This window comes from Rhodococcus sp. Z13_19A, assembly GCF_058133575.1.
Map to the genome: position 1 here is coordinate 525,173 of NZ_JBYUNN010000002.1, position 26,463 is coordinate 551,635.

General features: G+C 71.8%; 28 protein-coding genes. 18 read left to right on the forward strand and 10 right to left on the reverse strand.

The features are described 5' to 3' along the window. The first annotated feature begins 97 nt into the window (after positions 1 to 97). From AC3YNX_RS09165 to AC3YNX_RS09205, 9 genes are read left to right on the forward strand one after another with little or no spacing between them, the layout of a single operon-like run. Positions 98 to 1,591 carry a nitrate/nitrite transporter gene (locus tag AC3YNX_RS09165; protein ID WP_127782302.1) on the forward strand — a complete coding sequence of 498 codons (1,494 nt, stop codon included), beginning with the start codon at positions 98 to 100 and terminating at the stop codon, positions 1,589 to 1,591. After that, positions 1,588 to 4,152 carry a nitrite reductase large subunit NirB gene (nirB, locus tag AC3YNX_RS09170; protein ID WP_489995268.1) on the forward strand — a complete coding sequence of 855 codons (2,565 nt, stop codon included), beginning with the start codon at positions 1,588 to 1,590 and terminating at the stop codon, positions 4,150 to 4,152. Before AC3YNX_RS09165 ends, nirB begins: the two co-directional genes overlap by 4 nt. After that, positions 4,149 to 4,544 (forward strand): nitrite reductase small subunit NirD, encoded by a 396-nt coding sequence (nirD, locus tag AC3YNX_RS09175; RefSeq protein ID WP_489995269.1) that lies wholly within the window; start codon positions 4,149 to 4,151, stop codon positions 4,542 to 4,544. The genes nirB and nirD overlap by 4 nt, the downstream gene beginning before the upstream one ends. Positions 4,545 to 4,573: 29 nt before the next feature. Next, positions 4,574 to 5,722: a uroporphyrinogen-III synthase gene (locus AC3YNX_RS09180; protein ID WP_127782305.1), complete on the forward strand. Its 1,149-nt coding sequence runs from the start codon at positions 4,574 to 4,576 to the stop codon at positions 5,720 to 5,722. Then, positions 5,719 to 6,399, forward strand: coding sequence for a sirohydrochlorin chelatase (locus AC3YNX_RS09185; protein WP_489995503.1), 681 nt, complete (start codon positions 5,719 to 5,721; stop codon positions 6,397 to 6,399). Before AC3YNX_RS09180 ends, AC3YNX_RS09185 begins: the two co-directional genes overlap by 4 nt. Positions 6,400 to 6,444: 45 nt before the next feature. Further along, positions 6,445 to 6,807 (forward strand): ArsR/SmtB family transcription factor, encoded by a 363-nt coding sequence (locus AC3YNX_RS09190; RefSeq protein WP_489995270.1) that lies wholly within the window; start codon positions 6,445 to 6,447, stop codon positions 6,805 to 6,807. Beyond that, entirely contained in the window at positions 6,804 to 7,904 is a 1,101-nt protein-coding gene (arsB, locus tag AC3YNX_RS09195) for an ACR3 family arsenite efflux transporter (protein ID WP_489995271.1), read from the forward strand. Before AC3YNX_RS09190 ends, arsB begins: the two co-directional genes overlap by 4 nt. After that, the gene (locus AC3YNX_RS09200; RefSeq protein ID WP_127782307.1) at positions 7,901 to 8,314 is read left to right on the forward strand and encodes an arsenate reductase ArsC; all 414 of its coding nucleotides are present in this window, start codon (positions 7,901 to 7,903) and stop codon (positions 8,312 to 8,314) included. The genes arsB and AC3YNX_RS09200 overlap by 4 nt, the downstream gene beginning before the upstream one ends. A 21-nt stretch (positions 8,315 to 8,335) precedes the next feature. Further along, a complete protein-coding gene (locus AC3YNX_RS09205; protein WP_489995272.1) occupies positions 8,336 to 8,851 on the forward strand; it encodes a GNAT family N-acetyltransferase in 516 nt (171 codons plus the stop codon). A 6-nt stretch (positions 8,852 to 8,857) separates the two neighbouring features. On the opposite strand, the gene AC3YNX_RS09210 is transcribed toward AC3YNX_RS09205, so the two are convergent. The 10 genes from AC3YNX_RS09210 to AC3YNX_RS09255 all read right to left on the reverse strand — a co-directional run bounded on the left by AC3YNX_RS09210 (position 8,858) and on the right by AC3YNX_RS09255 (position 18,331). Then, positions 8,858 to 9,292, reverse strand: coding sequence for a VOC family protein (locus tag AC3YNX_RS09210; protein ID WP_489995273.1), 435 nt, complete (start codon positions 9,290 to 9,292; stop codon positions 8,858 to 8,860). A 39-nt stretch (positions 9,293 to 9,331) separates the two neighbouring features. After that, entirely contained in the window at positions 9,332 to 10,048 is a 717-nt protein-coding gene (locus AC3YNX_RS09215) for a hemerythrin domain-containing protein (protein ID WP_489995274.1), read from the reverse strand. A gap of 40 nt (positions 10,049 to 10,088) precedes the next feature. Then, on the reverse strand, positions 10,089 to 10,928 hold the full coding sequence (locus tag AC3YNX_RS09220) for an SDR family oxidoreductase (protein ID WP_489995275.1): 840 nt from the start codon (positions 10,926 to 10,928) through the stop codon (positions 10,089 to 10,091). Between the two features lie 113 nt (positions 10,929 to 11,041). After that, positions 11,042 to 11,965 (reverse strand): manganese catalase, encoded by a 924-nt coding sequence (locus AC3YNX_RS09225; protein WP_489995276.1) that lies wholly within the window; start codon positions 11,963 to 11,965, stop codon positions 11,042 to 11,044. 114 nt (positions 11,966 to 12,079) lie between these two features. Next, a complete protein-coding gene (locus AC3YNX_RS09230) occupies positions 12,080 to 12,322 on the reverse strand; it encodes an acyl carrier protein (protein WP_489983824.1) in 243 nt (80 codons plus the stop codon). Between the two features lie 365 nt (positions 12,323 to 12,687). Further along, positions 12,688 to 13,731, reverse strand: coding sequence for a formamidase (locus AC3YNX_RS09235; RefSeq protein WP_489995277.1), 1,044 nt, complete (start codon positions 13,729 to 13,731; stop codon positions 12,688 to 12,690). After that, entirely contained in the window at positions 13,728 to 15,188 is a 1,461-nt protein-coding gene (locus tag AC3YNX_RS09240; protein WP_489995278.1) for an amidase, read from the reverse strand. The genes AC3YNX_RS09235 and AC3YNX_RS09240 overlap by 4 nt, the downstream gene beginning before the upstream one ends. 25 nt (positions 15,189 to 15,213) lie before the next feature. Then, positions 15,214 to 16,551, reverse strand: coding sequence for a cytosine permease (locus AC3YNX_RS09245; protein WP_489995279.1), 1,338 nt, complete (start codon positions 16,549 to 16,551; stop codon positions 15,214 to 15,216). 54 nt (positions 16,552 to 16,605) lie between these two features. Then, positions 16,606 to 17,280 carry a biuret amidohydrolase gene (gene biuH / locus AC3YNX_RS09250; protein ID WP_127782316.1) on the reverse strand — a complete coding sequence of 225 codons (675 nt, stop codon included), beginning with the start codon at positions 17,278 to 17,280 and terminating at the stop codon, positions 16,606 to 16,608. Between the two features lie 178 nt (positions 17,281 to 17,458). Beyond that, a complete protein-coding gene (locus AC3YNX_RS09255; RefSeq protein WP_489995280.1) occupies positions 17,459 to 18,331 on the reverse strand; it encodes an endonuclease/exonuclease/phosphatase family protein in 873 nt (290 codons plus the stop codon). A 125-nt stretch (positions 18,332 to 18,456) separates the two neighbouring features. Between AC3YNX_RS09255 and AC3YNX_RS09260 the strand changes: the two genes are divergently transcribed. From AC3YNX_RS09260 to AC3YNX_RS09300, 9 genes are all read left to right on the forward strand, one after another. Continuing rightward, the gene (locus tag AC3YNX_RS09260) at positions 18,457 to 19,014 is read left to right on the forward strand and encodes a hypothetical protein (RefSeq protein WP_489995281.1); all 558 of its coding nucleotides are present in this window, start codon (positions 18,457 to 18,459) and stop codon (positions 19,012 to 19,014) included. Between the two features lie 101 nt (positions 19,015 to 19,115). Continuing rightward, positions 19,116 to 20,828, forward strand: coding sequence for a purine-cytosine permease family protein (locus AC3YNX_RS09265; protein ID WP_489983830.1), 1,713 nt, complete (start codon positions 19,116 to 19,118; stop codon positions 20,826 to 20,828). After that, positions 20,825 to 21,130: an urease subunit gamma gene (locus tag AC3YNX_RS09270; RefSeq protein WP_127782318.1), complete on the forward strand. Its 306-nt coding sequence runs from the start codon at positions 20,825 to 20,827 to the stop codon at positions 21,128 to 21,130. The genes AC3YNX_RS09265 and AC3YNX_RS09270 overlap by 4 nt, the downstream gene beginning before the upstream one ends. Position 21,131: 1 nt before the next feature. After that, a complete protein-coding gene (locus AC3YNX_RS09275; RefSeq protein WP_489995282.1) occupies positions 21,132 to 21,914 on the forward strand; it encodes a sirohydrochlorin chelatase in 783 nt (260 codons plus the stop codon). 55 nt (positions 21,915 to 21,969) lie between these two features. Next, positions 21,970 to 22,377 carry an urease subunit beta gene (locus tag AC3YNX_RS09280; protein WP_489995283.1) on the forward strand — a complete coding sequence of 136 codons (408 nt, stop codon included), beginning with the start codon at positions 21,970 to 21,972 and terminating at the stop codon, positions 22,375 to 22,377. Then, positions 22,374 to 24,113 (forward strand): urease subunit alpha, encoded by a 1,740-nt coding sequence (gene ureC / locus AC3YNX_RS09285; protein WP_489995284.1) that lies wholly within the window; start codon positions 22,374 to 22,376, stop codon positions 24,111 to 24,113. Before AC3YNX_RS09280 ends, ureC begins: the two co-directional genes overlap by 4 nt. Further along, a complete protein-coding gene (locus tag AC3YNX_RS09290; RefSeq protein WP_127782322.1) occupies positions 24,110 to 24,826 on the forward strand; it encodes an urease accessory UreF family protein in 717 nt (238 codons plus the stop codon). The genes ureC and AC3YNX_RS09290 overlap by 4 nt, the downstream gene beginning before the upstream one ends. Before the next feature lie 63 nt (positions 24,827 to 24,889). Further along, a complete protein-coding gene (ureG, locus tag AC3YNX_RS09295; protein ID WP_127782323.1) occupies positions 24,890 to 25,507 on the forward strand; it encodes an urease accessory protein UreG in 618 nt (205 codons plus the stop codon). Then, positions 25,504 to 26,457: an urease accessory protein UreD gene (locus AC3YNX_RS09300; RefSeq protein ID WP_489995285.1), complete on the forward strand. Its 954-nt coding sequence runs from the start codon at positions 25,504 to 25,506 to the stop codon at positions 26,455 to 26,457. The genes ureG and AC3YNX_RS09300 overlap by 4 nt, the downstream gene beginning before the upstream one ends. Positions 26,458 to 26,463: the final 6 nt, after the last annotated feature.

Below are 26,463 nucleotides of genomic sequence, written 5' to 3' on the forward strand. Positions count from 1 at the left end.
GGGCGTGAGGAGGTCGTGACGTCGGGTTCACCGGGCGCAGGCTGGGCGCAACACGACGTCCCTACTGTGGGCCTCCCGCGAGGAGGAGAGGCCCACAGTGACCACGACGCAGGACAGCCACGCGAGCGGCAGCCGGACCCGCAGGCGCAAGCACTACATCGAGCACTGGGACGCCGAGGACGTCGCCGCCTGGGAGGCCGGTGGCAAGAACGTCGCCCGGCGCAACCTCATCTGGTCGGTGGTCGCCGAGCACGTCGGCTTCTCCATCTGGTCGATCTGGTCGGTGATGGTGCTGTTCATGCCGATGTCGGTGTACGGCATCGACGCCGCAGGCAAGTTCTTCCTGGTCGCCGTGCCCACCCTGGTCGGCGCCGTGCTGCGGCTGCCCTACACGGTGGCCACCGCGCGCTTCGGCGGACGCAACTGGACCATCTTCAGCGCGCTGGTGCTGCTGGTGCCCACCCTGCTCACGCTGTACTTCATGCTCAACCCCGCCTCCTACACCACCTACCTGGTGATCGCGGCCTTCGCCGGGGTGGGCGGCGGCAACTTCGCCTCCTCGATGACCAACATCAACGCCTTCTACCCGCAGCGGCTCAAGGGCTGGGCGCTGGGCCTCAACGCCGGCGGCGGCAACATCGGGGTGCCGGCCATCCAGCTGATCGGCCTGCTGGTCATCGCCACCGCGGGCAACCGGTCCCCAGAGCTGGTCTGCGCGGTGTACCTGGTGCTCATCGCCTGTGCCGCCGTCGGGGCCGCGGTGTTCATGGACAACCTGGGCAACCAGCGGGTGAACCTCCGCTCGCTGGGTGACGTGCTGCACTTCCGCGACGCCTGGGTGATGTCCTTCCTCTACATCGGCACGTTCGGCTCGTTCATCGGCTTCAGCTTCGCCTTCGGCCAGGTGCTGCAGATCAACTTCCTGGCCGACCTCACCGGCGGCGGGGCGGTGGCGGCCACGCCGGCCATGCAGGCCGAGGCCGCCCTGCACTCCGCGCAGATCGCCTTCATCGGCCCGCTGCTGGGCTCGCTGTCCCGCCCGCTCGGCGGCATGCTCGCCGACCGCATCGGCGGCGGGCGGATCACCCTCTACACGTTCGTGTCGATGATCGCCGCCGCCGGCGTGCTGGTGGTTGCCGGAACGGTGGACGACGGCGCCGCAGGGGCAGCCAGCGGCACGGTGATGGTCGCCTTCGTCGTCGGCTTCATCCTGCTGTTCATCCTCTCCGGCATCGGCAACGGCTCCACCTACAAGATGATCCCGGCGATCTTCGAGGCCAAGTCGCGCGGTGTGGTCGAGGCCGGCGGCACCGCGGCGGAGGCGGCCGCGTGGTCGCGCACCATGTCCGGGGCGCTGATCGGCATCGCCGGCTCGGTGGGTGCCCTCGGCGGGGTGGCCATCAACCTGGTGCTGCGGGCCTCCTACAACTCCCCGGCCAAGTCGGCGACCATGGCCTTCTGGGTCTTCCTCGGGTTCTACGCGGTGTGTGCCCTGGTCACCTGGGCCATCTACCTGCGCCGCCCCACCCTGCCCGCCGCGAGCGTCGCCGCCAACACGCCCGCCGGTTCGGCCCGGGGCGGCGTCGCATGAGCAGCCGGACCGTGATCGTGGTCGGCCACGGCATGGTGGGCCACCGGTTCGTGGAGGCGCTGCGCGAGCGTGACGTCGACCACACCTGGCAGGTGACGGTGCTCAGCGAGGAACCCGTGGCCGCCTACGACCGGGTCGCCCTCTCCTCCTACGTGGGCGGCTGGGACGCGAGCTCGCTGGCGCTGGCCGGCAACGACTACGCCGGCGACGAACAGGTGCAGGTGCGCCTGGGGGAGACCGCCCTGGCCATCGATCGCGCCGCGCGCACCGTCACCACCACCTCGGGGGAGGTGCTCGGCTACGACGCGCTGGTGCTGGCCACCGGCTCCTCGGCCTTCGTGCCCCCGGTGCCCGGACGCGACTCCGCCGGCTGCTTCGTCTACCGCACCCTGGCCGACCTGGACGGCATCCGCGCCGCGGCTGAGGCGGCCGCGGCCCAGGGCCGTCCCACGGGCGTGGTGGTCGGGGGCGGGCTGCTCGGCCTGGAGGCGGCCAACGCGCTGAACCTGATGGGCATCACCCCGCACGTGGTGGAGTTCGCGCCGCGGCTGATGCCGCTGCAGGTGGACGCCGGGGGCGGCGCGCTGCTGCGCAACCTGGTGGAGAAGCTCGGGCTCACGGTGCACACCGGGGTGGGCACCCAGGAGATCACCGAGCTGCCCGAGGGTGGGCTGCGCGTCGGCCTGTCCGACGGCGGCACCATCGACGCCTCGCTGGTGGTGTTCTCCGCCGGGGTGCGACCGCGCGACCAGCTGGCCCGCGACGCCGGCCTGGCCGTCGGCGAGCGCGGCGGCGTGCTGGTGGACACCGGCTGCCGCACCAGCGACCCCGCCATCTACGCCGTCGGCGAGTGCGCCGCCATCGAGGGCCGCTGCTACGGCCTGGTCGGTCCCGGCTACGCGTCGGCGGAGGTGGTGGCCGAGCGGCTGCTGCACCGCGAGGCGAGCTTCCCCGGCGCGGACCTGTCCACCAAGCTGAAGCTGCTCGGGGTGGACGTGGCCAGCTTCGGCGACGCCCAGGCGGCCACCCCCGGCGCGCTGGAGGTGGTGCTCAACGACGCCGTCGCCGGGACCTACGCCAAGCTCGTCGTCTCCGACGACGCCCAGACCCTGCTCGGCGGGGTGCTGGTGGGCGACAGCAGCGCCTACGCCACGCTGCGCCCGCTGGTCGGGCACCCGCTGCCTGCCGACCCCGCGGCGCTGATCTCCCCGGCCGGAGCGCAGGTGGGAGTGGGCTCGCTGCCCGACGACGCCCAGGTCTGCTCCTGCAACGCCGTCACCAAGGGCACCATCGGCGCGGCCATCGCCGGCGGCTGCTGCGACGTTGCGGGCCTGAAGGCGTGCACCAGCGCCGGCACCACCTGCGGCAGCTGCGTGCCCATGCTCAAGACGCTGCTCGCCTCGGCGGGGGTGGAGATGTCCACCGCGCTGTGCGAGCACTTCACCCAGAGCCGGGCCGAGCTGTTCGAGATCGTCCGGGCCACCGGCATCCGCACCTTCTCGGCGCTGATCGCCCAGCACGGCAAGGGTGCTGGGTGCGACCTGTGCAAGCCGGTGGTGGCCTCCATCCTCGCCTCGCTGGGCACCGGGCACGTGCTCGACGGTGAGCAGGCGTCGCTGCAGGACACCAACGACCACTTTCTGGCCAACATCCAGCGCAACGGCACCTACTCGGTGGTGCCGCGGGTGCCCGGCGGGGAGATCACCCCGGACAAGCTCATCGTCATCGGCGAGGTGGCTCGCGACTTCGGGCTGTACACCAAGATCACCGGCGGCCAGCGCATCGACATGTTCGGTGCGCGGGTGGAGCAGCTGCCGGCCATCTGGAAGCGGCTGATCGACGCGGGCATGGAGTCGGGCCAGGCCTACGGCAAGTCGCTGCGCACCGTGAAGTCGTGCGTCGGCTCCAGCTGGTGCCGCTTCGGCGTGCAGGACTCGGTGGCCATGGCCGTGGCCCTGGAGAACCGCTACCGCGGGCTGCGCTCGCCGCACAAGATCAAGCTCGGCGTCTCCGGCTGTGCGCGGGAGTGCGCGGAGGCGCGGAGCAAGGACGTCGGCGTGATCGCCACCGAGCACGGCTGGAACCTCTACGTCGGCGGCAACGGCGGCTTCACCCCGCGCCACGCCGAGCTGCTGGCCCAGGACCTCGACGACGCCACCCTGGTCAGCTACATCGACCGGTACCTGATGTTCTACGTCCGCACCGCCGACCGGCTGCAGCGCACCGCGCCGTGGATGGAGTCGCTGGGCACCGACGGGCGCACCGGCCTGGAGCACCTGCGGCAGGTGGTGTGCGAGGACAGCCTGGGCATCGGCGCCGAGCTGGAGGCGGCCATGCAGGCCCACGTGGACAGCTACACCGACGAGTGGGCCGGGGTGCTCAACGACCCCGACAAGCTGTCTCGGTTCGTCTCCTTCGTCAACGCCCCGGCCGAGCCCGACCCCACCATCGCCTTCACCGAGGCCGACGGCCGCAAGGTGCCGGTGCTGCTCGGGCTGCCCATCCGCCGCGACGACCGCTCGCCGAGCGTTCCCGACCCCCAGCTGGAGGCAGCGCGATGACCGTCCTGGACACCCCGGCCACCACCTGGGTGGACGCCTGCCCGCTCGACCACCTCATCCGGGGCCGAGGGGTGGCGGTGCTGCTGCCCACCGGCAAGCAGGCCGCGCTCTTCCGGCTGGCCGACGGCAGCCTGCACGCGCTGTGCAACCTGGACCCGTTCTCCGGGGCCGCGGTGCTCTCCCGCGGGCTGGTCGGTGACCGGGACGGTGAGCCCACGGTGGCGTCCCCGCTGCTCAAGCAGGTGTTCTCGCTGCGCTCCGGGGTCTGCCTGGACGACGAGACGGTCGCCGTGCGCGTCTACGATGTCCGAGTCGTGGACACTGGTGCCGGACGAGCGACGGTGCAGGTCGGGGCACCCCCGACAGCGGCACCACTGACAGCAGGGCCGTGACGCCCGCACGAACCAGGACGGAGGAGGCTGTGGCGGCACCAGCGCAGGACACCTCCGGCCAGCCCCAAGCCCTTGCCGGGTTCACCATCGGGATCACCGCTGCGCGCCGCGCGGAGGACCTGGCCGCGCTGCTGGTGCGCAAGGGTGCCGCGGTGCTGCACGGCCCGTCCATCCGCATCATCCCGGTCGCCGACGACACCGAGCTGGAGCAGGCCACCGAGGCCGTGGTCGCCCACCCGCCGGACATCGTCGTGGCCACCACCGGCATCGGCTTCCGCGGCTGGGTGGACGCCGCTGAGAGCTGGGGCGAGAGCGGCCGGCTGGTGGACGCGCTGCGCGGTTGCCGGGTGCTCTCCCGCGGCCCCAAGACCACCGGTGCCATCCGGGCGGCGGGGCTGCGGGAGGAGTGGTCACCCCAGGGCGAGTCGGCGGTCGAGGTGGCCGAGCACCTGGTGGCCGAGGGCGTGGCCGGCAAGCGCATCGCGGTGCAGCTGCACGGCACCAACACCGAGTGGGAGGTGCAGTACGACATCTGCGCCGCCCTGCGCGACGCCGGCGCCGAGGTGCTGCCCGTGCCGGTGTACCGCTGGCTGCCGCCGGCCGACCTGGCACCGATGGACCGCCTGATCGAGACCTGCGCGTCCGGTGGGCTGGACGCCGTCACCTTCACCAGCGCCCCGGCGGTGGCCAGCGTGCTCAGCCGCGCCAAGGACCTCGGGATCGTCGACCAGCTGAGGGACGCGCTGCGCTCCGGGATGCTGGTGGCGTGCGTGGGACCGGTGACCGCCGGACCGCTGGAGGCCATCGGCGTGCCCACCGCACAGCCCACCCGGGCCCGCCTGGGCGCGCTGGCCCGCTTCCTGGTGGACGAGCTGCCCAGCCGCGTGCCGCAGCTGCAGGTGGCCGGCGCACAGGTGAGCATCCGCGGCCAGGCCGTGGTGGTGGACGGCGAGCTCAAGGCGGTGCCACCGGCGGGCATGGCGCTGCTGCACGCCCTGGCGCGCCAGCCCGGCCGGGTGCTGTCCATGCAGCAGCTGCTGGCCGAGCTGCCGGGCAACAGCGGCGACACCCACGCCGTCGAGGCTGCGGTGGGCCGGCTGCGTGCCGCGCTCGGCCAGCCCCGGCTGGTGCAGACCGTGGTCAAGCGGGGCTACCGGCTGGCGGTGGAGCCGGTCTGAGCGCACCCGTGCTGCTGCTGGTCGCGCACGGCACGCGTGACCCGCGCGGTGTCGAGCTCGCCAGGCAGCTGGCGAGCGTGGTGGCCGCGGACGGCACCGACGTGCGGCTGGCCTTCGCCGACGTGCTCGGGCCGACGGTGTCGGAGGTGCTGGCCGAGCTCACCGAGCCGGTGGTGGTGGTGCCGGCGTTCTTCGCCGCCGGCTACCACGTGCGCACCGACGTCCCGGAGCAGGTGCGGGCCAGCGGGCACCAGCAGGTGCACGTGACCGCGGCCCTGGGGCCGGACCCGGTGCTGGCCCAGGCCCAGCTGGCGCGGCTGCACGAGGCGGGCTGGCAACCCGGCGAGGCGGTGGTGCTCGCCGCCGTGGGCTCGGCCGACGACCGCGCGCTGGCTGACGTGCGGGCGGCCGGGGCCCTGCTGGCCGAGCTGCTCCAGGCGCCGGTGCCGGTGGGCTACCTGGTGGCGGCCCAGCCGCCGGTGGCCGAGGTGGTGGCCGGGCTGCGGGCCGAGGGAGCGGGACGGGTGCTGGTCTCGCCGTACCTGTTGGCGCCGGGGCTGTTCCACACCCGCCTGGCCCAGGCGCGCGCGGACGCGGTGGCCGAGCCGGTGGGGGTGCACCCGCTGCTGGTGGAGCTGGTGCGCCGACGCTACGCGGACGCGCTCGCCGAGCACTGAGACCACCCGGTTGCCCGCTGGTTCACGGTCGGTCAATATAGAGGCGTGTCTAACTACGAGAGTGCGTGCGGGGTGCCGCTGGTGCGCGAGCCGCTGAGCCGGCAGCGGTCGGAGGAGCTCACCCGCGGCTTCAAGGCGCTGGCCGACCCGGTGCGCCTGCGGCTGCTCAGCCTGGTGGCCAGCCACGAGGGCGGGGAGGCGTGCGTCTGCGACATCTCCGCCAGCTTCGAGCTGAGCCAGCCGACCATCTCCCACCACCTCAAGGTGCTGCGCGAGGCGGGCCTGCTGGACTGCGAGCGCCGCGGCACCTGGGTCTACTACTGGGTGGTTCCCGCTGCGCTGGAGCAGCTCTCCAGCGTGCTCAGCCCCACCACCGGCGCCCCGGCTGCCGCTGCCGTGCCCGCATGAGCGCGCCCGTCCGCGAGCAGGAGACCGTGCTCGGCAAGCTGTCCGTGCTGGACCGATTCCTGCCCGTGTGGATCGGTGTGGCCATGGTGGTGGGCCTGGTGCTGGGCACCAACGCCCCGGCCGTCACCGAGGCGGTGCAGAAGGTGCAGGTGGAGGGCATCTCGCTGCCCATCGCGCTGGGCCTGCTCATCATGATGTACCCGGTGCTGGCCAAGGTCCGCTACGACCGGCTGGGCTCGGTGACTGGCGACAAGAAGCTGCTGGTCAGCTCGCTCATCCTGAACTGGGTCCTCGGTCCGGCGCTGATGTTCGCGCTGGCCTGGCTGCTGCTGCCCGACCTGCCGGAGTACCGCACCGGGCTGATCATCGTGGGCCTGGCCCGCTGCATCGCCATGGTGATCATCTGGAACGACCTGGCCTGCGGGGACCGGGAGGCCGCGGCCGTCCTGGTGGCGATCAACTCGGTGTTCCAGGTGGTCATGTTCGCCGTGCTGGGCTGGTTCTACCTCTCGGTGCTGCCCGGCTGGCTGGGGCTGGACCAGACCACCATCGACGCCTCGCCGTGGGAGATCGCCCGGTCGGTGCTGATCTTCCTGGGCATCCCGCTGCTGGCCGGCTTCCTGTCGCGCCGGCTGGGGGAGCGGGTGCGGGGTCGGCAGTGGTACGAGGGCACCTTCCTCCCGCGGATCGGGCCCTGGGCGCTGTACGGCCTGCTGTTCACCATCGTGGTGCTCTTCGCCCTGCAGGGCGAGCAGATCACCGACAACCCGTGGGACGTGGTGCGCATCGCGCTGCCGCTGTTGGTCTACTTCGCGGTGATGTGGAGCGGGGGCTACCTGTTCGGCGCGGCCGTCGGCCTCGGCTACGAGCGCACCACCACGCTGGCGTTCACCGCCGCGGGCAACAACTTCGAGCTGGCCATCGCGGTCGCGATCGCCACCTTCGGTGCCACCTCCGGGCAGGCGCTGGCGGGGGTGGTGGGCCCGCTCATCGAGGTGCCCGTGCTGGTGGCGCTGGTGTACGTCTCCCTGGCGCTGCGCACGCGCTTCCGGGAGCGTCCGGTCAGCGCCGTCAAGACCACGCAGGTCACGTCGTGAGCGGACGGCCGAGCGTGCTGTTCGTCTGCGTGCACAACGCCGGGCGCTCGCAGATGGCCGCTGGGTTCCTCACCGCGCTCGGCGGCGGCGCGGTGGAGGTGCGCTCCGCCGGCAGCGCCCCCGCCGACACGATCAACCCCGCCGCGGTGCAGGCGATGGCCGAGGTCGGTGTCGACATCTCCACCCAGGCACCGAAGGTGCTCACCCCGGACACGGTGCAGACCTCCGACGTGGTGATCACCATGGGCTGCGGCGATGCCTGCCCGGTGTTCCCCGGTGTGAGCTACCGCGACTGGGAGCTGGCTGACCCGGCCGGTCAGGGCGTCGAGGCCGTCCGTCCCATCCGCGACGAGATCCGCACCAAGGTGCAGGCGCTGCTGGCTGAGCTCGGCGTGGAGCACGCAGGCTGAGCTTGGACCTAGCGTGGAGAGATGACGACACTCTCCGGCTCCCAGGTCACGCTGCGCCCAGCGACCACTGCGGACATTCCGGCGCTGGTCCCGATCCGCGAGACGCCCGAGGTCCACGAGCGGTGGCGGGGCGGGCCGGACCTGGTGGCGGCGGTGGCCGAGGACCTCGACGAGGCGGGCTCCACGCCCTACGTCGTCGAGCTGGACGGGCGGATGGTCGGCTGGATCCAGTGGGGCGAGGAGGCCGAGCCGGACTACCGGCACGCGTCCATCGACGTCTACCTCGACCCGGCGGTGCACGGTCGCGGGGTGGGCACCGACGCGGTGCGGACCCTGGCCCGCCACCTCGTCGACGACCACGGCCACCACCGCATCGAGATCGACCCGGCGGCGGACAACGCCGCGGCCATCGCCTGCTACGCCAAGGTGGGCTTCCGCCCGGTGGGCACCCTGCGCCGCTCCGAGCGCGGCAACAACGGCAGCTGGCACGACGCCCTGCTGATGGACCTGCTGGCCGAGGAGCTCACCGACGGCTAGGCGCGCTCAGGCCTGACCGAGGTCGGGGATGGTGATCGAGCCGTCCGCGGCCAGCGGGAAGCCGGGGTTGTGCGCGACCTCCCAGGCGTGCCCGTCCGGGTCGCAGAACACCCCGGCGTAGCCGCCGTAGAAGGTCTCCGCAGCCGGCCGGGTGACCCGTGCGCCCGCCGCGGCGGCGGCCGCCAGCACCTCGTCAACCTCCGGGCGCGAGCGCACGTTGTGCGCCAGGGCGATGCCGCCGAACCCACCCGGGTCCGCGTCGGGCAGCCCGCAGTCGGCGGCGAGCTCGGCCCGGCTCCACAGCACCACGCCGATGCCCCCGGCCTGCAGGAACACCGTCTCCTGCACCTCCTGGCCGGTCCACCCCAGGGCGGCGTAGAAGTCGCGGGCCCGGGCCAGGTCGGTCACGCCGAGCGAGACCAGGCTGAGGCGTTGCTCCACCCGTCGCAACCTACCCACAGCCCCACCCCGGGGAAAGGGCTAGCGGCTGGTGGGGGCCTTGTCGCCCTTGCGCATGATCGGCAGTCTCTCCACCGCACCCGCGGCGGTGGCCAGTGCCTGGTCGGCGGGTCCGATGAGGTGGTTCATCCGGCGGTCGGTCCGCTCGTTGAGCACCTGGAGCCCGTCGCGGGAGCGATCGAGCACGGTCAGGGGCAGTGCCGAGAGCACCTGACCCGGCGGGCGCCGGGACACCATCGGGTGCGGCCGGGTGGGCGAGGTGCGCCGCAGGGCCCACCACTGCCAGCCCAGCGCCCGCAGCTGCTGCGGCGTCATCAGCTCCTGCAGCCGGGGCAGGAGGCGATCCTCCTCGTCACGGACGTCCTGGTCCAGGACGGTGAAGGCCCGCTCCATCAGCTCGTGGCGGCCCGGGTCGCCGGGCTCGGAGCGGTCGAGCTCGGTCATCACCTCGTTCACCTCCTGGTGCTCCTCCTCGATCTCCAGGGTGAGCGGGTCGCCCTCGGGCAGCACCTTCCTGGCTGCGGGGAACGGCACCGACTCCTCGGCGAACGCGTGGGTGAACACCAGTCGCGCCACCGCACGCAGGGCCTGCTCGTGCTCCAGCCCGCCCGCCGCCTCGGTCTCCCGCGCCCTGGTCATCAGGTGGTCCAGGCGCTCGTGGTCGGAGCGCTGGCGGGCCAGGATGCTGGTGGGCCCGCCCAGCTCCTCGATGCTCTGGTGCGCGATGGACGTGGTCATCGAACGTCTCCTCCAGTCGGTGGTGCGGCCGGGTCTGCGGTCACAGGATGGGTTGTCCGCCAGTCACGGCGACCCGGGCGCCGGAGACGTAGCTGGCCTCGTCGGAGGCGAGCATCACGTACACCGGGGCCACCTCGGCGGGCTGGCCGGGGCGGTTGAGCGGAACCTGGTTGCCGAACTCCTCCACCTGCTCCGGCGGCATGGTGGAGGGGATCAGCGGCGTCCAGATGGGGCCGGGAGCGACGCTGTTGGCCCGGATACCCTTGCTGGCCAGCAGCTGGGCGAGCGCGGCGATCATGTTGGCGATGCCGGCCTTGGTCACGTCGTAGGGCATCAGGGTGGGCACCGGGTTGTCGGAGTTGACCGACGTTGTCCCGATGATGGAAGAACCGGGCTGCATGTGCGGCACCGACGCCTTGACCAGGTGGAACATCGCGCTGAGGTTGGTCGCGATGGTGTGGTCCCACTCCTCGTCGGGGATCTCCCCGACGGACTCGTGGGTCATCTGGAAGGCGGCGTTGCTCACCAGCACGTCCACCCGGCCGAGCTCCTCGACCGCGCGGGACACCACTGCGCGACAGTGCGCGGGCTCGGCGAGGTCGCCCGGCACCAGGATCGCCCGGCGCCCGGCCTCCTCCACCCACTTGCGGGTGTCCTCGGCGTCCTCGTGCTCGTCGAGGTAGGAGATCACCACGTCGGCGCCCTCCCGGGCGTAGGCGATCGCCACGGCCTTGCCGATCCCGCTGTCCGCTCCGGTGATGACGGCGGCCTTGCCCTCCAGTCGCCCCGAGCCGCGGTAGCTCTGCTCACCGTGATCGGCCCTGGGGGTGAGGTCCTGCTCGGTGCCCGGGGGCTGCTGCTGCTGAGCTGGCTGGTTCATCGTGTCCTTCGGTGCTGGGTGGGACCCTGCCCGGCTCCGGGCCGGTCGCCACGCGGGGAAGCGGACGACCCGACCCGGTGCCGGGCAGGGCTGCTCAGGTGCCGGAGCGCCGGCTACTCGTCGGGCGTGAGCTTGTCCTTCACCTTGCTCACCACGTTCTGCGCCCCCTGCAGGTGCGCGCCGGCGGCGTCGCCGGTCTTGGGCGTGCCTGCGTTGCCGTCGTAGGTGACGAACAGCTTGGGGTCCGGCGGCGGCAGCATGCCGTCGTCCGCGCTCGGGGCAGGGTTGACCACGTAGTTGACGTCGGCATCACCGAGCATCGTGCGACCGTTGGCCCACATGCCCTCGTGGGCCTGGCTGTCGGGGTCGAAGCCGTAGTAGGTGCGGCCGGCCTCCTCGTTCTCGAACTCGGCGTTGCTGGTCTCGATCTCGCTCTCCAGCAGGCCATCGGCGACGAGCTGCTCGATGCCGCGCAGCCACTGCTGCTGGTGGAAGGTGTCCCGAGCCAGGTTGAAGGCCAGGGTCTGCTTCACCCCGTGGTCGTCGGTCATGTTGTAGAGGCGGCTGGTCATCACCCGGCTCTGCGCCTCGGCGGCCACGTTGGAGCGGAAGTCGGCCAGCAGGTTGCCGCTGGCGACGATGTAGCCGGCGTTCCACGGCACGCCCTGGCTGTCCCGGGGCAGGGCGTTGCCACCGCTGACGATGGCGTGCTGGGGGTTCATGCCGCCGATGACGGCGGCGAGCACGGGGTTGGCGGCGACGGACTTCTCCACGACCTCCGCGGGCGCACCCTCGAGGAGGCGGGCCAGCATCGTCGTGAGCATCTCGACGTGCCCGATCTCCTCGGTCGCGATGTCCATGATCATGTCCTTGTACTTGCCGGGCATCCGACAGGTGAAGCCCTGCCACAGGTACTGCATCATCACGGTCATCTCACCGAACTGTCCGCCCAGGATCTCCTGGAACTTCATGGCGTAGAGGGCGTCGGCCTGCTCGGGCTTGCACTCGAACTGCAGTCCCTTGGTGTGGAGAAACATCTGCTACCTCCGAAAGGTGGTGCCTGGTGACGAGAACCTGTCCCTGCTGCGTCGCGAACGGCGCTGGACGGGCTCGGTGCTGAACCCGGAGACAGTGGGAAAGGTGCCCGGAGCTCAGCTGACCGCGGGGCCGGACGGAGAGCTGCCGCTGAGCTCGCGGAGGAAGTCGTGGCAGCGCGCGGCCCGCGCGGAGTCCTGCGACATCACTTCCTCGAAGAAGGACGCGATGTCCTCGCGCCCGGCGTTTCGGGCATCGCGGACGTACTGGCCGTAGTCGTGCCCGGCCTTGAGCGAGTGGTACTGGAGGGAGATCAGGTCGAACGACACGTCGTCGAAGCCGGTTTCACCGGTGGCCATGGGAGTTCGCCCTTCAGTGAGTGCTCTGCGGGAGCTGTTCACTGGCGCTCGGAGCCGGGGTGCCCCCGGGGGCGGGGCCGCTGGACCGGGCGTCATCTGGCACGTGCGCGGCAGCCTGCTCGACCGCGACGTGGGCTCGGGAACCACGCGGTGCGAACCGTGGCCGCCGGCCTGCCTCCTGTGTACCAGCGGCGGGCGGGCAGCGCTGGATGGAGACAGCGTGGTGCCCCCGTCGCGGGGACGGGGGCACCACGCTGTCGCCGGCCATCGTCCGGTGCTGCGCAAGGGGAAGGGCTCGCTCGAACCCTCCACTGTGCACCAACGGAGCTGGTCCACGGTGGAGGGCCGATGCGGATCTGTGCCGGCTAGCCGGTGGTCTGCCGGGGAGCAGAGGCCGACTGGGTAGCCGTGGTGGTGCCCTTCTCCCGCGGCGGTCCGTGCCCGGCGCCAGTGCCGTCGGTCACCTCGACCTGGTCCTCCCACGGGACGCGGTACTGCTGTGCCGCCAGGTCGGTCATGTAGGTGTACGGACAGTCGGTCGCACCGCCGCGCACGGCGACGTACCCGCGGTGGCCCAGCTGGTAGATGTTGTTCTCCACTCCCCACCCGCGGCGAGCGGCGTCGGCGCGGGCGGGGACGACCTCACCGGTGACGATGCGGTCGGGGGTGTTGTCGCCCTGCTCGAGCACCACGCCGTCGACGTCGCAGACCATGGCCTCACCGATGGACCAGATCCCGGTGGCGTCGGCGCCGGCCAGCGCGACCGACGCCGTGTACGCCACGTTGGTGAAGGCGTTGACCTGGTTGGTGATGCGCCACTGGTGGCGCACCGGGTCGGTGTAGCCCGCCGTGCGCAGGATGACGTTGGCGCCCTTGTAGGCCGCCTCCCTGGCCATCTCCGGAAGCATCCCGTCGTGGCAGATGATCAGCGCGAGCGTGGAGCCGGCGGGTCCCTCGCAGACGGGTATGCCGAGGTTGCCCGGCTCCCACGGCTCCAGCGGCACCATGGGGTGCATCTTGCGGTAGTAGAGCGCGATCTCGCCGTCGGCGTTGACGATGATGCCGCTGTTGTAGGGCGCACCGTCGGGATTGCGCTCCATCAGCGAGAAGCAGCCCCAGACCGAGCTCTCCGCGCAGGCGGCGCGGAACAGCTGCACCTCGGGGCCGTCGAGCTCGCAGAGCATCTCCTCACGAGCCCACGACTGTGGGTTGAGCCCGTTGAGGCTGTACTCCGGGAAGACCAGCAGGTCCAGCGTGGGCAGGCCGGCCTTGGCGGAGCGCACCGTCGCGGCGATCTTCTCCGCGGTGCGCAGCAGGTCAGCCGGCTCGTCCACCACGGGGACCTGCTGCTGCACCAGGCCGAGCACCAGCGCCCCGGGTGAGGGGTTGAGCCCACCGAGGCCGGTCATGCGGCCACTCCCTCGGGCGTGCGGGCCAGCGTCGGCCACCGCTGCGCCCAGGGGGCAGCGGCCTCGAACGCGGCGGAGGCCCGCAGGACGCTGGCGTCGGCCAGGTGGCGCCCCACGATCTGCAGCCCGACCGGGAGCCCGGCGGCGGTGAAGCCCGCCGGCACGCTCGCCGCCGGCTGGCCGGTCATGTTGATCGGTGAGGTGAAGCCGAGCCAGGCGGTGGGCGGGACCATTCGCCCGGCCACCACCTCCGGGCCCTGCACGTGCACCGGGAACGCCGGCACGGTGAGGGTGGGGGTGAGCAGCAGGTCGTAGTCCGCCATGAAGCGCCACATGTGGTTCACCAGTCGTTTGCGGGCGGCGTCGGCGTCGGTGAGCTGCTCTGCGGTCCACGGCTTGCCCAGCAGCTCCACCAGGTGCGGCGACATCTCGTGGCCGTGTCGGCGCACCAGCTCCCGCATGCCGCTGAGGTCGGTGTCGGCCACCACCAGCGACCAGAACGCCTCAAAGGGGTCCTCCCAGCCGGGGTCGGCCTCGACCACCTCGCACCCCAGGTCGTCGGCGAACACCCGTGCGGCGCGCGCGGCGATCTCGCGAACCTCGGGGTCGACGGCGAGGTAGCCCCAGTCGGCGCTGAACGCGACGCGCAGACCCTTGATCCCGCCCCGCGGTGCCGTCAGCCAGCTGACGTCGTCGCACGGGATGGAGTGCCGGTCGCGGGGGTCCGGTCCGGCGAGGACCGACATCAACAAGGCTGCGTCGTCCACCGTGCGGGTGAGCGGACCGATGTGCTCGAGGCTCTCCCAGCTGGAGATGCCGGGGTATCGGTCGTCGCGGCAGCCCGGGTACAGCGGAACCCGGCCCATGGACGCCTTGAACCCGTACACCCCGCAGTGCGCAGCGGGGATGCGGATGGACCCGCCGCCGTCGCTGCCGAGCGCCAGTGGTGCCATGCCGGCGGCCACCGCCACGCCGGAGCCGGCGCTGGACCCGCCGGGTGTCATCGCCGGGTCCCACGGGTTGCGCGCGGTGGGCGACACCGGGCTGTGCCCGACGCCGCTGTAGCCGAGCTCCGGCACCGTCGTCTTGCCCAGGACCACCGCACCGGCGGCCTTGACGCGCTCCACCACGACGTCGTCCTCGTCGGGGACGAAGTCGCGGTAGGCGGGCGAGCCGCACCGGGTGGGGATGCCCTTGGTGGCGATGAGGTCCTTCACCGCGATCGGGACCCCGGCCAGCGGTCCGAGGGTCTCGCCGCGGGTCACTGCGTCAGCCACGGCGCGGGCCTGCTGGCGGGCCTGGTCGGCGGTCAGCTCGCAGAACGCGTGCAGCTGGTCGTCGAGGGTGTGGATCTGGTCCAGGGCGGCCTCGGTCACGTCGACCGCGGAGACTTCTCCGGTGCGGATGAGCCGGGCGACCTCGGTCGCCGGCAGGGCGTGCAGCTCGTTCGGGTTCACGTCAGGCTCCTCGGTGGGGTGATGGTCACGCGGCCGGTACCGGCGCTGGTGCTGAGGTCTCCATGGTGGAGCTCCGGCCGCGGCTGAGCCCCTCGATGGCCAGGTAGGCCAGTCCGCCGAGCAGGATGCCGGCGATCGCCTCGCTGAGCTGCGGCGCCCACAGGTGCACGGCGTAGGCACCGGCGGCACCAATCACCCAGGCCGCGAACGGCTGCACGCGCAGCGTGCGCACGGCCCGGTTGCGGACCTTGCGCAGGACGAGCTGGTCGACGATGAGCACGGCGCCGATCGGTGGCACGAAGATGCCGAGCAGGTTGAGCCACTCGGAGAAGTGGCTCCAGACACCAGCGAGGGCGGCGACCAGGCCGACGGCGCCGAGCCCCAGGGTGAGCACCCGCATGCGGCCACCGCTGATCTGGCCCCAGCCCACCGCACCGTTGTAGAGGCAGTGGGTGCACACCGAGCCGAGGTTCACGAACACGAACACGACGGCGAGAGAGGTGAGCACCGGGCCGTGGTCGGTGAGGATGGACAGGAAGTCTCCACCGTTGACCGCAGGGTCGATCGCGGCGCCGGCCGCCACGATGATCCCGCCCACCACCAGCGCGATGAAGTTGGCGACGGGGAAGGCGGAGAAGGCGGCCAGCACGGCCTCCTTGCCGGTGCGCGACCACCGGGTGAAGTCGGCGGTCATGGTCCCGGAGTCGGCGAAGGCGGCGATGACGATGGTGGCGGCCGCGCCGATGCTGAGCACGGTGGCGTCCGGGGCGCCGCCGGAGTAGGAGGTGATGCCGCTCAGCCCGTGGTCGCGGGTGGCGAACCAGATCGCCAGCCCGCCGAGCACGACGAACAGCGGAGCGGCCACCAGGCCGATGATGGTGAGCGCACGGATGCCGATGAAGGTGACTCCGATGTAGAGCACCCCCGCGAGCGCGATCATCGCGGTCTCGTTCCAGCCGAGCGCGGCGTTGAGGGTGGCCCCGGTGAGGCCGGTCTGGAAGGCGAACCAGCCGATCACCACGGTGGACAGGAAGCCGGCGGTGATGGTGGCGCCCCGGCTGCCGAAGGTCTCCGCGGCCAGCAGCCCGAAGTTCTTGCCGGTCCGGCCGGCGGAGTAGCTGAGGGCGCCGACGTAGGCCATCAGCACCACGTTGCCCAGCACCATGGCGGCGAGACCCCGCCAGAAGCCGAGCCCGTAGACGATGGTGCCGCCGAAGATGGCGTTGGTGATGATCATGGGGAAGCCGAACCAGACGGCCGAGACCGAGCCGAGGGACCTGCGGTGGCTGGCGGGTACCGGCTCGTGCTCGAACTCCGACTCGAGGCCGTGCTCGACGGGTGGGGTGGTGGCGGTGCTAGTCATGGCGTGTCCTTCGGAGTGGAAGGGAGCAGGGGCGGAGAGGGAAGCGGGCTGGACTCAGAGCGCGGACAGCAGCTGCTCGGAGGTGGCGACGGCTCCGAAGACACCGCCCTGCATGGTGATCATGTTCAGGGCGGCCTCGTAGTTGTCCTTGTCGGTGGCCCCGGTGCAGTCGGAGAGCAGCAGGCACTCGAACCCGCGGTCGTTCGCCTCGCGCATGGTGGTGTGCACGCACACGTCGGTGGTGATGCCGGTGAGGATCAGGTGCGTGATGCCGCGCGTGCGCAGCACCAGCTCGAGGTCGGTGGCGTAGAAGGAGCCCTTGCCCGGCTTGTCGATGACGACCTCACCGTCCACCGGGGCGACCTCCGGGACGATCTGCCAGCCGACCTCGCCGCGGACCAGGATCCGCCCGCACGGGCCGGCGTCGCCGATCCCCGCCCCCATCTGCCGGGAGCGCCAGAGCTTGTTCGGTGGCAGGTCGGACAGGTCCGGCCGGTGTCCTTCTCGGGTGTGGATGACGAGCATCCCGGCGGCCCGAGCAGCGGCGAGCACCGTCTGGGTGGCGGGCAGCCCCGCCCGGGTCAGGGACAGGTCGTAGCCCATGGCGTCGACGTAGCCGCCCGGGCCGCAGAAGTCGACCTGCCAGTCGATGTTGACCAGGGCGGTGCGCTCGACGGACAGCTCGCCGTCGTACGGCCAGGCGTAGGGGTGTGCGGCGATCGTGGACATGGCAGCTCACAGTCGTGGGAGGAGAGAACGAGGACGTCGGCGCAGCCGTGTCGCGGTCGGCGGTGTCGCGGTCGGCGGTTTCGGGGTCTGCGGCGTCGACTCGAGTGACGGTAGGGAGTACGCGTTTCGCGACGCGTACGTCCGTGTTACGGGCGCACACGTCCTCTCCCGGTGCTGTTTACGGCTGGGTAAACCCGCTGGAGGCGGTGGCGGTGATGGTGGCCAGGACGGGGAAGTGGTCGGAGGCCTCGCGGCCGGCGGCAGGTGCGAGGGTGGTGCTGCTGACCCGCAGCCGTGGCGCCGCCCCGTCGCGGTGCAGCACGCCGACGTGGTCGAGCACCTCCCGCACTCCCGGGTGCTGGGCGGCGGTGAGCGGGTTGCGGGTGGCGTCGAAGGTGGGCTCGTGGAGCTGGCCGTGGGTGAGCCCGCCCAGCACGCGGCACGCCTGCACCCAGCGGCCGTCGGTGGCGCGGGCAGCCACGTTGAGGTCACCGGCCAGCACCACGGTGTGCTCCGGCGGGACGGTGGCGGCGACCAGCGCGCGCAGCTCGGCCAGCTGGGCCATCCGCACCTGGTGGGCGTCGCCGCGCTCGTCGGCCTGCAGGTGCGTGCCCGCCACCCAGGTTCCGGCGCCGGCCCCGCCCAGCGCCACCAGCACCACCCCCTTGGTCTCCAGCACCGAGGAGGTGGTGCGGCGCTGCACGGCCCGGTAGACGTGCTGGTGGCACTGCTGCAGCGGCAACCGGCTGAGCACGAACACCCCGCCGCCGACCAGCCGGCGCGCCCCGCGCCGTCGGCCGCTCACCCCGGCCCACCGCCCACCGACGCCACCGAGGTAGGGAGAGCAGTGGTAGCCGGCCGAACGCAGCTGCACCACCAGCGCGCGCGACGGTCGGTTGAACGCCTCGTTCAGCACCACCACGTCCGGGCTCGCGTCGAGGATCGCCTGCAGCGCCAGCTCGGCCCGGTGGCGTGACCCGCGCAGCCGCAGCTGCCAGAGGTTGAAGGTCATGACCAGCAGCGGGTCGTGCCCGGGCGCAGCAGTGCTCATCGGGATCCATGATCGTCGACCCGCCCCCTGGCGTGCGGGGGACTCGCTGGTGCAGAAAACTGGCGCGCACGAACGGGGCCGGTCGCGCCAGACCGGTCACCGCTGAGCAGGAGGGATGCACGCCCATGGCACACAGCTGGCACCGTCGGACCGGGCTGAAGCAGATCCGCTGGACCCGGCAGGACGACACCGAGCCGATCGACGTGGGGCGGCGCGTCGGGCTGGGGGTCGCCAAGGGCCTGTTCGCCGGAGCCTGTGGGGTGGCGGTGATGACGCTGGGGGAGAAGGTGGAGCAGCGCCTCACCGGGCGGCCCGACTCCTACATGCCCGCGCACACCCTGGAGCGGCTGCTCGGCCGCCCGCAGCGCCCCGACTCCGAGCGGCACCTGATGAACCTGGGAATGCACACCGGCCAGGCCATCCTGCTCGGTGCCTGGCGCGGCGTCATGGCCGAGGGCGGGCTCCGGGGGCCGCGGGCGTCGGCAGCCTTCACCGTCATCCGGCTGTCGCTGGACCAGACCCTGGAGAACGTCACCGGCCAGGGTGCGCCACCGTGGACGTGGCCACGTCGGGAGCTGGTGGTGGACGTGCTGCACAAGGCGGTTTACGCATTTGTCACCGGAGCCGTGGCCGACGCGCTGGCGACGAATCCGCCGTCGTGGCAGGCCGCGCGCCAGCACTAGCCTGAATCGTCCGTGACTGATGTGTCCGATCGGCACAGGCGTTACGCATCGGAAACAAGGAGACACGGACAGGCAACACACCGTCACTAGGTTTCGCGGTCATGACGACGAGCAAGGGCGACACGGTCGCAACGGGTGGGGTGACGGCAGCGGGGCTGCCGCAGGGCTCGGACAAGATGCGCGAGACGCTGGAGGACTACACCCTCCGGTTCGCCCCGCGCAGCTATCGCCGCTGGAGCACCGGGGTGGTGGCCACGTCGGCCCTCGGGGGGATCGCCTACCTGGCCGACTTCTCGATCGGTGCGAACATCGGGATCTCCTACGGCACGGGCAACGCCCTGCTGGGGATCCTGGTGTTCGCGGTGGTCATCATGCTCAGCGGGCTGCCGCTGTCCTACTACGCGGCGCGGTACAACATCGACCTCGACCTGATCACCCGCGGCAGCGGGTTCGGCTACTACGGCTCGGTGGTCACCAACGTCATCTTCGCGACGTTCACCTTCATCTTCTTCGCCCTCGAGGGCTCGATCATGGCCCAGGGCCTGGAGCTGGGGCTGGGGATCCCACTGTGGCTGGGCTACGCGGTGTCCACCCTTATGGTCATCCCGCTCGTCATCTACGGGATGAACACGCTGGCCACGCTGCAGGTGTGGACCACGCCGCTGTGGCTGGTCCTGATGGTGGTGCCGGTGGGCTACCTCGTCATCCAGCACCCCGACTCGGTGGGGACCTTCCTGGCCTACAGCGGGGAGAGCAACGAGGGCGTCAACTTCGGGTCCGTGATGCTGGCCGCCGGTGTCTGCCTCTCCCTCATCGCCCAGATCGCCGAGCAGATCGACTACCTGCGGTTCATGCCGCCCAAGACGCCGGAGAACTCCCGCCGGTGGTGGGCGGCGATGCTGCTGGCCGGACCGGGCTGGGTCATCTTCGGCGCCATCAAGCAAATCCTGGGCCTGTTCCTCGCGGTCTACCTCATCGCCAACGTCGCCGACGGCGCCGCCACGGCCAACCAGCCCGTCCACCAGTTCCTGGAGACCTACGAGAACATGGTCCCGCACTGGCTGGCGATGACCCTGGCCGTCGTGCTCGTGGTGATCAGCCAGATCAAGATCAACGTGACCAACGCCTACTCGGGGTCGCTGGCGTGGACCAACTCCTTCACCCGGGTGACCAAGACCTACCCCGGGCGCCTGGTGTTCGTGCTGTTCAACCTGGGCATCGCCCTGGTGCTGATGGAGGCGAACATGTTCGACTTCCTCAACACCATCCTGGGCTTCTACGCCAACTGCGGCATCGCCTGGGTGATCACCGTGGCGTCGGACATCGCCATCAACAAGTACCTGCTCAAGCTCTCGCCGATGGTCCCGGAGTTCCGGCGCGGGATGCTCTACAACGTCAACCCCGTCGGCTTCGTCTCCATGCTGCTCTCGGCAGGCATCTCCATCGCCGTCTTCTTCGGAGCGTTCGGCGACACCATCAAGCCGTACTCGCCGATCGTGGCCATCCTCATCGCCCTGGTCATGCCGCCGATCCTCGCGGTGGCCACCAAGGGCAAGTACTACCTGCGCCGCACCGACGACGGCATCGACCTGCCGATGTTCGACGAGCACGGCAACCCCTCCGGGGAGACGCTGCTCTGCCACCTCTCCGGCACCGAGTTCGAGCGCCCGGACATGATCGCCTCGGCAGTGCCCGGCCCGAACGGGGAGAAGCAGTACATCAGCTCGCTCATGCTCAGCACGGACAAGACCGGCGCACACGTGCTGCCGGAGCAGTCGAGCAGGACGAGTCCAGCGGTACGGTCCCAGGAATGAACCTCAGCCCGCGGGAGATCGACAAGCTGCACATCCACCTGGTGGCCGACCTGGCCCGCAAGCGCCGCGACCGCGGCGTCAAGCTGAACTACAGCGAGGCGGTCGGGTTGATCTGCGAGGCCATCGTGGAGGGTGCGCGGGACGGCAAGACCGTCGCCGAGTGCATGGAGCTGGGCAAGCACGTCGTCAGCAACGACGAGGTGATGCCCGGGGTGCGCGAGATGGCCGCCCTCATCCAGGTGGAGGCGACCTTTGTGGACGGGACCAAGCTGGTCTCCTGCCACGACCCGGTGGGGGCCTAGCTTGGCTGCTGCGGCCCCGGCGGTGGCCAGCGTCGTGCTGGTCGGCGGGCACGAGAGCGCGCACGGCCGTGACCTGCTCGGGCTGGTTCCCGGCGCGGTGGTGGTGCGGGCCGGCCGCGAGCTCGGGGCGGCGGTGCGGGCCGTTCTGCGCGAAGGCAGCGGGCCGGTGGTCGTGGTGCCGATGACCCTGGGCCGGGACCCGGCACTGGTGGCCGAGGCCGCCCGAGCCCTGCGGTGGCAGGGGGACGACGCGGACACCGGACGGTTGGCGCTGACCAAGCCGTTCGGCACCCCCGACCACCTGGTGGGCTGGTTGCGCGCCGCGGCCACCGGGGCCGCCGCGCGCTGGCCCGGCGACCGGGGTGCGCTGCTGGTGACGGCCGCGGCCAGCGGGCCGTTCGACGAGGCTGACCTGTTCCGGGTGGCCCGCCTGGTCCGCCAGCACGGACCACACCCCTGGGTGGAGGTGGCCCTGGCCGGCGGTGACCCGGACGTGGCCGAGGGCCTGCGCCGGTGCGCGGTGCTGGGGGCCGGAGGTGTCACCGTGGTGCCCGCGGCGTTCGGGCCGGCGCCCACCGCGGACGCGCCACCAGGAGTGCCGGTGCACGACGGCGGGCCGCTGCTGAGCACCGCCGCGGTGCAGGCGGTGGTGACGGCACGCGTCACCGCGGCGCTGGACCACCTGGTGCTGGGCCACACCGGGATCGAGGCCGCCCTGCACGCCGAGCACGGCCACGGGTACGCCCACAGCCACGGCGCTGAACCCGCCCACAGCCACCACTAGCGACTCACCACCAGCGACTCACCCCCAGCGACCCACGACCAAGGAGCTCACGACGATGTCAGCAGGTGCCAGGTATCTCTACGGCGAGGAGCCGGTGGAGATCAACGCCGGTCGGCGCACGGCCACGGTGCGGGTGAGCAACACCGGCGACCGCGCGGTGCAGGTGGGTTCGCACTACCACTTCTTCGAGGCCAACCGGGAGCTCGACTTCGACCGTGCCGCGGCCTACGGGATGCACCTGGACATCGCCTCCGGCACCGCGGTGCGCTTCGAGCCTGGTGACACCCGCGACGTGGCGCTGTGCAGCTACGGCGGCACCAGCCGGCTGATCGGCTTCAGCAACCTGGTGGACGGTGCGCTGGACAAGCCCGGCATCCGCGCCGCGGCGCTGCGACGAGCCGAGGCGCTGGGCTTCCTGGGTGCCGCCGACGGCGAGCTCGAGGCTTCGGAGGTGCAGCAGTGACCACGCTGCCGCGGCGCACCTACACCGACCTCTACGGGCCCACCGTGGGCGACCGCTTCCACCTGGCCGACACCAACCTCGTCGTGGAGGTGGAGCACGACCACAACCGCGGTGCCCACGGGGACGAGTCGGTGTACGGCGGCGGCAAGGCCATCCGCGACGGCATGGCGCAGGACCCGGCCGCCACCTCCGCCGCCGGAGCGCTGGACCTGGTGATCACAAACGTGGTGGTGCTCGACGCCGTGCTCGGAGTGGTCAAGGGCGACATCGGGATCCGGGACGGGCGCATCGTCGGCGTCGGCAAGTCCGGCAACCCGCAGGCCCAGGACGGGGTGCACCCGAACCTGCTGATCGGACCGGGCACCGACGTCATCGCCGGTGAGCACCTCGTGGCCACCGCCGGCGGCATCGACAGCCACATCCACTTCATCGCCCCGCAGCAGGTGGAGGAGGCGCTGTCCAACGGCATCACCACCCTCATCGGCGGCGGCACCGGGCCCAGCGACGGCTCCAAGGGCACCACCTGCACCCCGGGCCCGTGGAACATCTCCCGGATGCTGCAGGCGGTGGACGACCTGCCGGTGAACGTCGGGCTGCTGGGCAAGGGCAACGGCTCCCTGCCGGAGGCGCTGGAGGAGCAGGTCGTCGCCGGCGTCTGCGGGCTCAAGGTGCACGAGGACTGGGGCGCCACCCCGGCCACCATCGACACCGCGCTGAAGGTGGCCGACGCCTACGACGTGCAGGTGGCGCTGCACACCGACACCCTGAACGAGTCCGGGTTCTACGAGGACACCCTGGCCGCCATCGACGGCCGAGCCATCCACACCTTCCACACCGAGGGCGCCGGTGGCGGGCACGCGCCCGACATCATGCGGGTGGCGGGGGAGCAGCACGTGCTGCCCTCCTCCACCAACCCCACGCTGCCCTACACGGTGAACTCGGTGGACGAGCTGCTGGACATGGTGATGGTGTGCCACCACCTCAGCCACAACATCCCCGAGGACGTGTCCTTCGCCGACTCCCGGGTGCGGGCGGAGACCATCGCCGCCGAGACCGTGCTGCACGACGAGGGGGTCATCTCCATCATCTCCTCCGACTCCCAGGCCATGGGCCGGGTGGGGGAGTCGTGGACGCGGGCGTTCCAGACCGCCCACCACTGCAAGGACCAGCGCGGTCCGCTGCCGGAGGACACCGCGGCCGACGGCACCTCGCGCAACGACAACTTCCGGGTGCTGCGCTACGTGGCCAAGCTGACCATCAACCCCGCGCTGGTCACCGGGACCGCCGACCACATCGGGTCGCTGGAGCCGGGCAAGCTGGCCGACATCGTGCTGTGGCCGATCGACTCCTTCGGCGCCAAGCCGGCGCTGATCATCAAGGGCGGGATGATCTGCTGGTCGCAGATGGGCGACCCCAACGCGTCGCTGCCCACCCCGCAGCCGGTGTACTACCGACCGATGTTCGGCGCGCTGGGCAAGGCGGTGGCGCACACCCGCATCACCTTCACCTCCCAGGCGGCCCTGGACGCCGGCGTGCCGGAGCGGCTGGGGCTGACCAGCCGGGTGGTGGCCGTGCGCGGCTGCCGCACGGTGAGCAAGCAGGACATGGTGCGCAACAGCGGAACCCCGGTGATCGAGGTGGACCCGGAGACCTACCAGGTGACCCTGGACGGCGCCCCGGCCACCATCGAGCCGGCGCGCACGCTGCCGCTGAGCCAGCTCTTCTACCTGGTGTGAGCGACGTGAGCGACACCGGCACCGGCACGGGGCTGGGCTCCCTGCTGGTGAGCCTGCAGCTGACCGACTCAGCCTTCCCCAGCGGCTTCTACACGCTCTCCCACGGGCTGGAGGGCTTCGCCCAGGCGCGGGCGGTGGACGCCGCGGCGATGCCGGAGCTGCTGGCCGACGCCCTGCGCCACACCGTCGGCCCCGCCGACGCCACGGCGCTGGCCCTGGCCCACCGCGCGGCCGACACCGGCGACTGGGAGACCGTGGTGGCGGTGGACCAGCGCCTGCACGCCACCAAGCTCACCCGCGAGCTGCGGGTGGCGTGCACCCGCACCGGCGGCCAGGTGCTCGACGTCGCGCTGGCCTCCTTCGGCGGACCGATCCTGCAGCGGTACTCCGAGCTGGTCACCTCCCGCCGCACCCCCGGCTGCCAGCCGGTGGCCGCCGGCGTGGCCTACGCGGGCACCGGGGTGCCGGTGGAGCACGCGGTGGCCTCGGACCTGTTCGCCTTCGCCACCAGCTTCGTGGGTGCGGCGCTGCGGCTGCGGCTCACCGACCACCGGGCCGCGCAGGCCGTGCTGCACCGCACCGCGGCGGTGATCGAGGAGGTCACCGCGGACGCGCTGCAGCGTGGGCTGGCCGACCTGGGCGGGTGCACCCCGATGTTCGACGTCATGTCCGGCCGGCACGAGCGGGCGGAGGCACGCATGTTCGCCACCTGATCCGCGCTCGAGCTCCCCACCCGCACCCGCACCCCCACCACCCAGCAGAAGAAGGACCCCTCGATGGACAACGTGTTGAAGGTCGGCATCGGCGGCCCCGTGGGCACCGGCAAGACCGCCCTGATCGAGGCGCTCGTCCCGGTGCTCACCGCTCGTGGCCGCCGGCCGGCGGTGATCACCAACGACATCTACACCCAGGAGGACGCCCAGCACGTGCGCCGCACCCTCGCCGGCGTGCTCGACCCGGAGAAGGTGGTGGGCGTGGAGACCGGCGCGTGCCCGCACACCGCCGTGCGCGACGACCCGACGATGAACCTCGCCGCCGGCGCGGAGATGCTGCAGCGCTTCCCCGAGGTGGACACGCTGTTCTACGAGTCCGGCGGGGACAACCTGACCCTCACCTTCAGCCCGATCCTGGTGGACGTGTTCGTCTTCGTGCTGGACACCGGCGGCGGGGAGAAGATGCCCCGCAAGCGCGGCCCGGGCATCACCGACTCCGACCTGCTGGTGATCAACAAGATCGACATCGCCGAGCACGTGCGCACGAACCTGGACGTGATGGAGTCCGACGCCTACCGGGTGCGGGACAACCGGCCGGTGGCGCTGACCAACTGCCTCACCGGGCAGGGGCTGGAGCAGGTGGTGGCGTTCCTGGACGGCTACCGACGGGTGGCCGCGTGAGCCTGGCCCCCGAGCCGCTCGTGGTGGACCGCTTCGCTGCCGCCCACTACGCACCGCCGCAGATCCCGGTGGAGGTGCTGCGCCACACCGGCGTGCCGCAGACCCTGGGCGTGGGACGCCCGGGCAAGGTGGGGCTGCTGGAGCTGGGCTTCGAGGTGGTGGGTCCGCGCACCGAGCTGGTGCGGCACTACCAGAAGTCTCCGCTGCAGATCATGCGCCCGCTGCACGTGGACCCGGGCCGGCCGGACCTGGCGGTGGTGTACCTGATGTCCACCGGCGGGGGCATCGTGCAGGCCGACCGGCTGCGCACCGACGTGGTGTGCGGCGCGGACACTGCGGTGCACCTCACCACCCAGGCCGCCACCAAGGTGCACCGGGCCGACGCCGACTTCGCCACCCAGCAGATGAACCTGACCGTGGGTGCCGGCGGGTACCTGGAGCACCTGCCCGACCCGGTGATCCCGTTCGCCGGCGCGCGGCTGCACCAGCGCACTGTGGTCACCGTCGATCCCACTGCCACGGTGCTGCTCAGCGACACGCTGGTGGGTGGACGCCTGGCCCGCGGGGAGTGCCACGCCTACGACGTGGTGGCCACCGACCTGGAGGTGCGCCGCCCCGACGGCCAGCTGCTGGCGGTGGACACCGTGCGCCTGGAGCCCGGGCGTGCGGACGTGCGCGGCCCCGGCGTGCTGGCCGGGCACACGCTGATGGCCTCGTTCTACGTGGTGAGCCCGCTGGCCCCGGCCACCGACGTCGCCGACGTGCTGCACGCCGCGCTGGCCGAGCACCCCGTGCAGCACGGGGTGAGCGTGCTGCCGCAGGACAGCGGCGCCTGGGCGCGGGTCCTCGGCAGCGACCCGCCGGCGGTGGCGGCAGCCATGGCGGCCGCGTGGGACGCGGTGCGCCGCTGCCTGATCGGGGTGCCCGCCCCACCGCTGCGCAAGGTGTAGGGCAGG

What these genes read in the sequence shown, in the direction of transcription:
- nirB (WP_489995268.1), top strand. Translation starts at nt 1,588, where the DNA reads ATGAGCAGCCGGACCGTGATCGTGGTCGGCCACGGCATGGTGGGCCAC.
- nirD (WP_489995269.1), top strand. Translation starts at nt 4,149, where the DNA reads ATGACCGTCCTGGACACCCCGGCCACCACCTGGGTGGACGCCTGCCCG.
- arsB (WP_489995271.1), top strand. Translation starts at nt 6,804, where the DNA reads ATGAGCGCGCCCGTCCGCGAGCAGGAGACCGTGCTCGGCAAGCTGTCC.
- AC3YNX_RS09205 (WP_489995272.1), top strand. Translation starts at nt 8,336, where the DNA reads ATGACGACACTCTCCGGCTCCCAGGTCACGCTGCGCCCAGCGACCACT.
- AC3YNX_RS09215 (WP_489995274.1), bottom strand. Translation starts at nt 10,048, where the DNA reads ATGACCACGTCCATCGCGCACCAGAGCATCGAGGAGCTGGGCGGGCCC.
- AC3YNX_RS09220 (WP_489995275.1), bottom strand. Translation starts at nt 10,928, where the DNA reads ATGAACCAGCCAGCTCAGCAGCAGCAGCCCCCGGGCACCGAGCAGGAC.
- AC3YNX_RS09225 (WP_489995276.1), bottom strand. Translation starts at nt 11,965, where the DNA reads ATGTTTCTCCACACCAAGGGACTGCAGTTCGAGTGCAAGCCCGAGCAG.
- AC3YNX_RS09230 (WP_489983824.1), bottom strand. Translation starts at nt 12,322, where the DNA reads ATGGCCACCGGTGAAACCGGCTTCGACGACGTGTCGTTCGACCTGATC.
- AC3YNX_RS09235 (WP_489995277.1), bottom strand. Translation starts at nt 13,731, where the DNA reads ATGACCGGCCTCGGTGGGCTCAACCCCTCACCCGGGGCGCTGGTGCTC.
- AC3YNX_RS09245 (WP_489995279.1), bottom strand. Translation starts at nt 16,551, where the DNA reads ATGACTAGCACCGCCACCACCCCACCCGTCGAGCACGGCCTCGAGTCG.
- biuH (WP_127782316.1), bottom strand. Translation starts at nt 17,280, where the DNA reads ATGTCCACGATCGCCGCACACCCCTACGCCTGGCCGTACGACGGCGAG.
- AC3YNX_RS09255 (WP_489995280.1), bottom strand. Translation starts at nt 18,331, where the DNA reads ATGAGCACTGCTGCGCCCGGGCACGACCCGCTGCTGGTCATGACCTTC.
- AC3YNX_RS09260 (WP_489995281.1), top strand. Translation starts at nt 18,457, where the DNA reads ATGGCACACAGCTGGCACCGTCGGACCGGGCTGAAGCAGATCCGCTGG.
- AC3YNX_RS09265 (WP_489983830.1), top strand. Translation starts at nt 19,116, where the DNA reads ATGACGACGAGCAAGGGCGACACGGTCGCAACGGGTGGGGTGACGGCA.
- AC3YNX_RS09270 (WP_127782318.1), top strand. Translation starts at nt 20,825, where the DNA reads ATGAACCTCAGCCCGCGGGAGATCGACAAGCTGCACATCCACCTGGTG.
- AC3YNX_RS09280 (WP_489995283.1), top strand. Translation starts at nt 21,970, where the DNA reads ATGTCAGCAGGTGCCAGGTATCTCTACGGCGAGGAGCCGGTGGAGATC.
- ureG (WP_127782323.1), top strand. Translation starts at nt 24,890, where the DNA reads ATGGACAACGTGTTGAAGGTCGGCATCGGCGGCCCCGTGGGCACCGGC.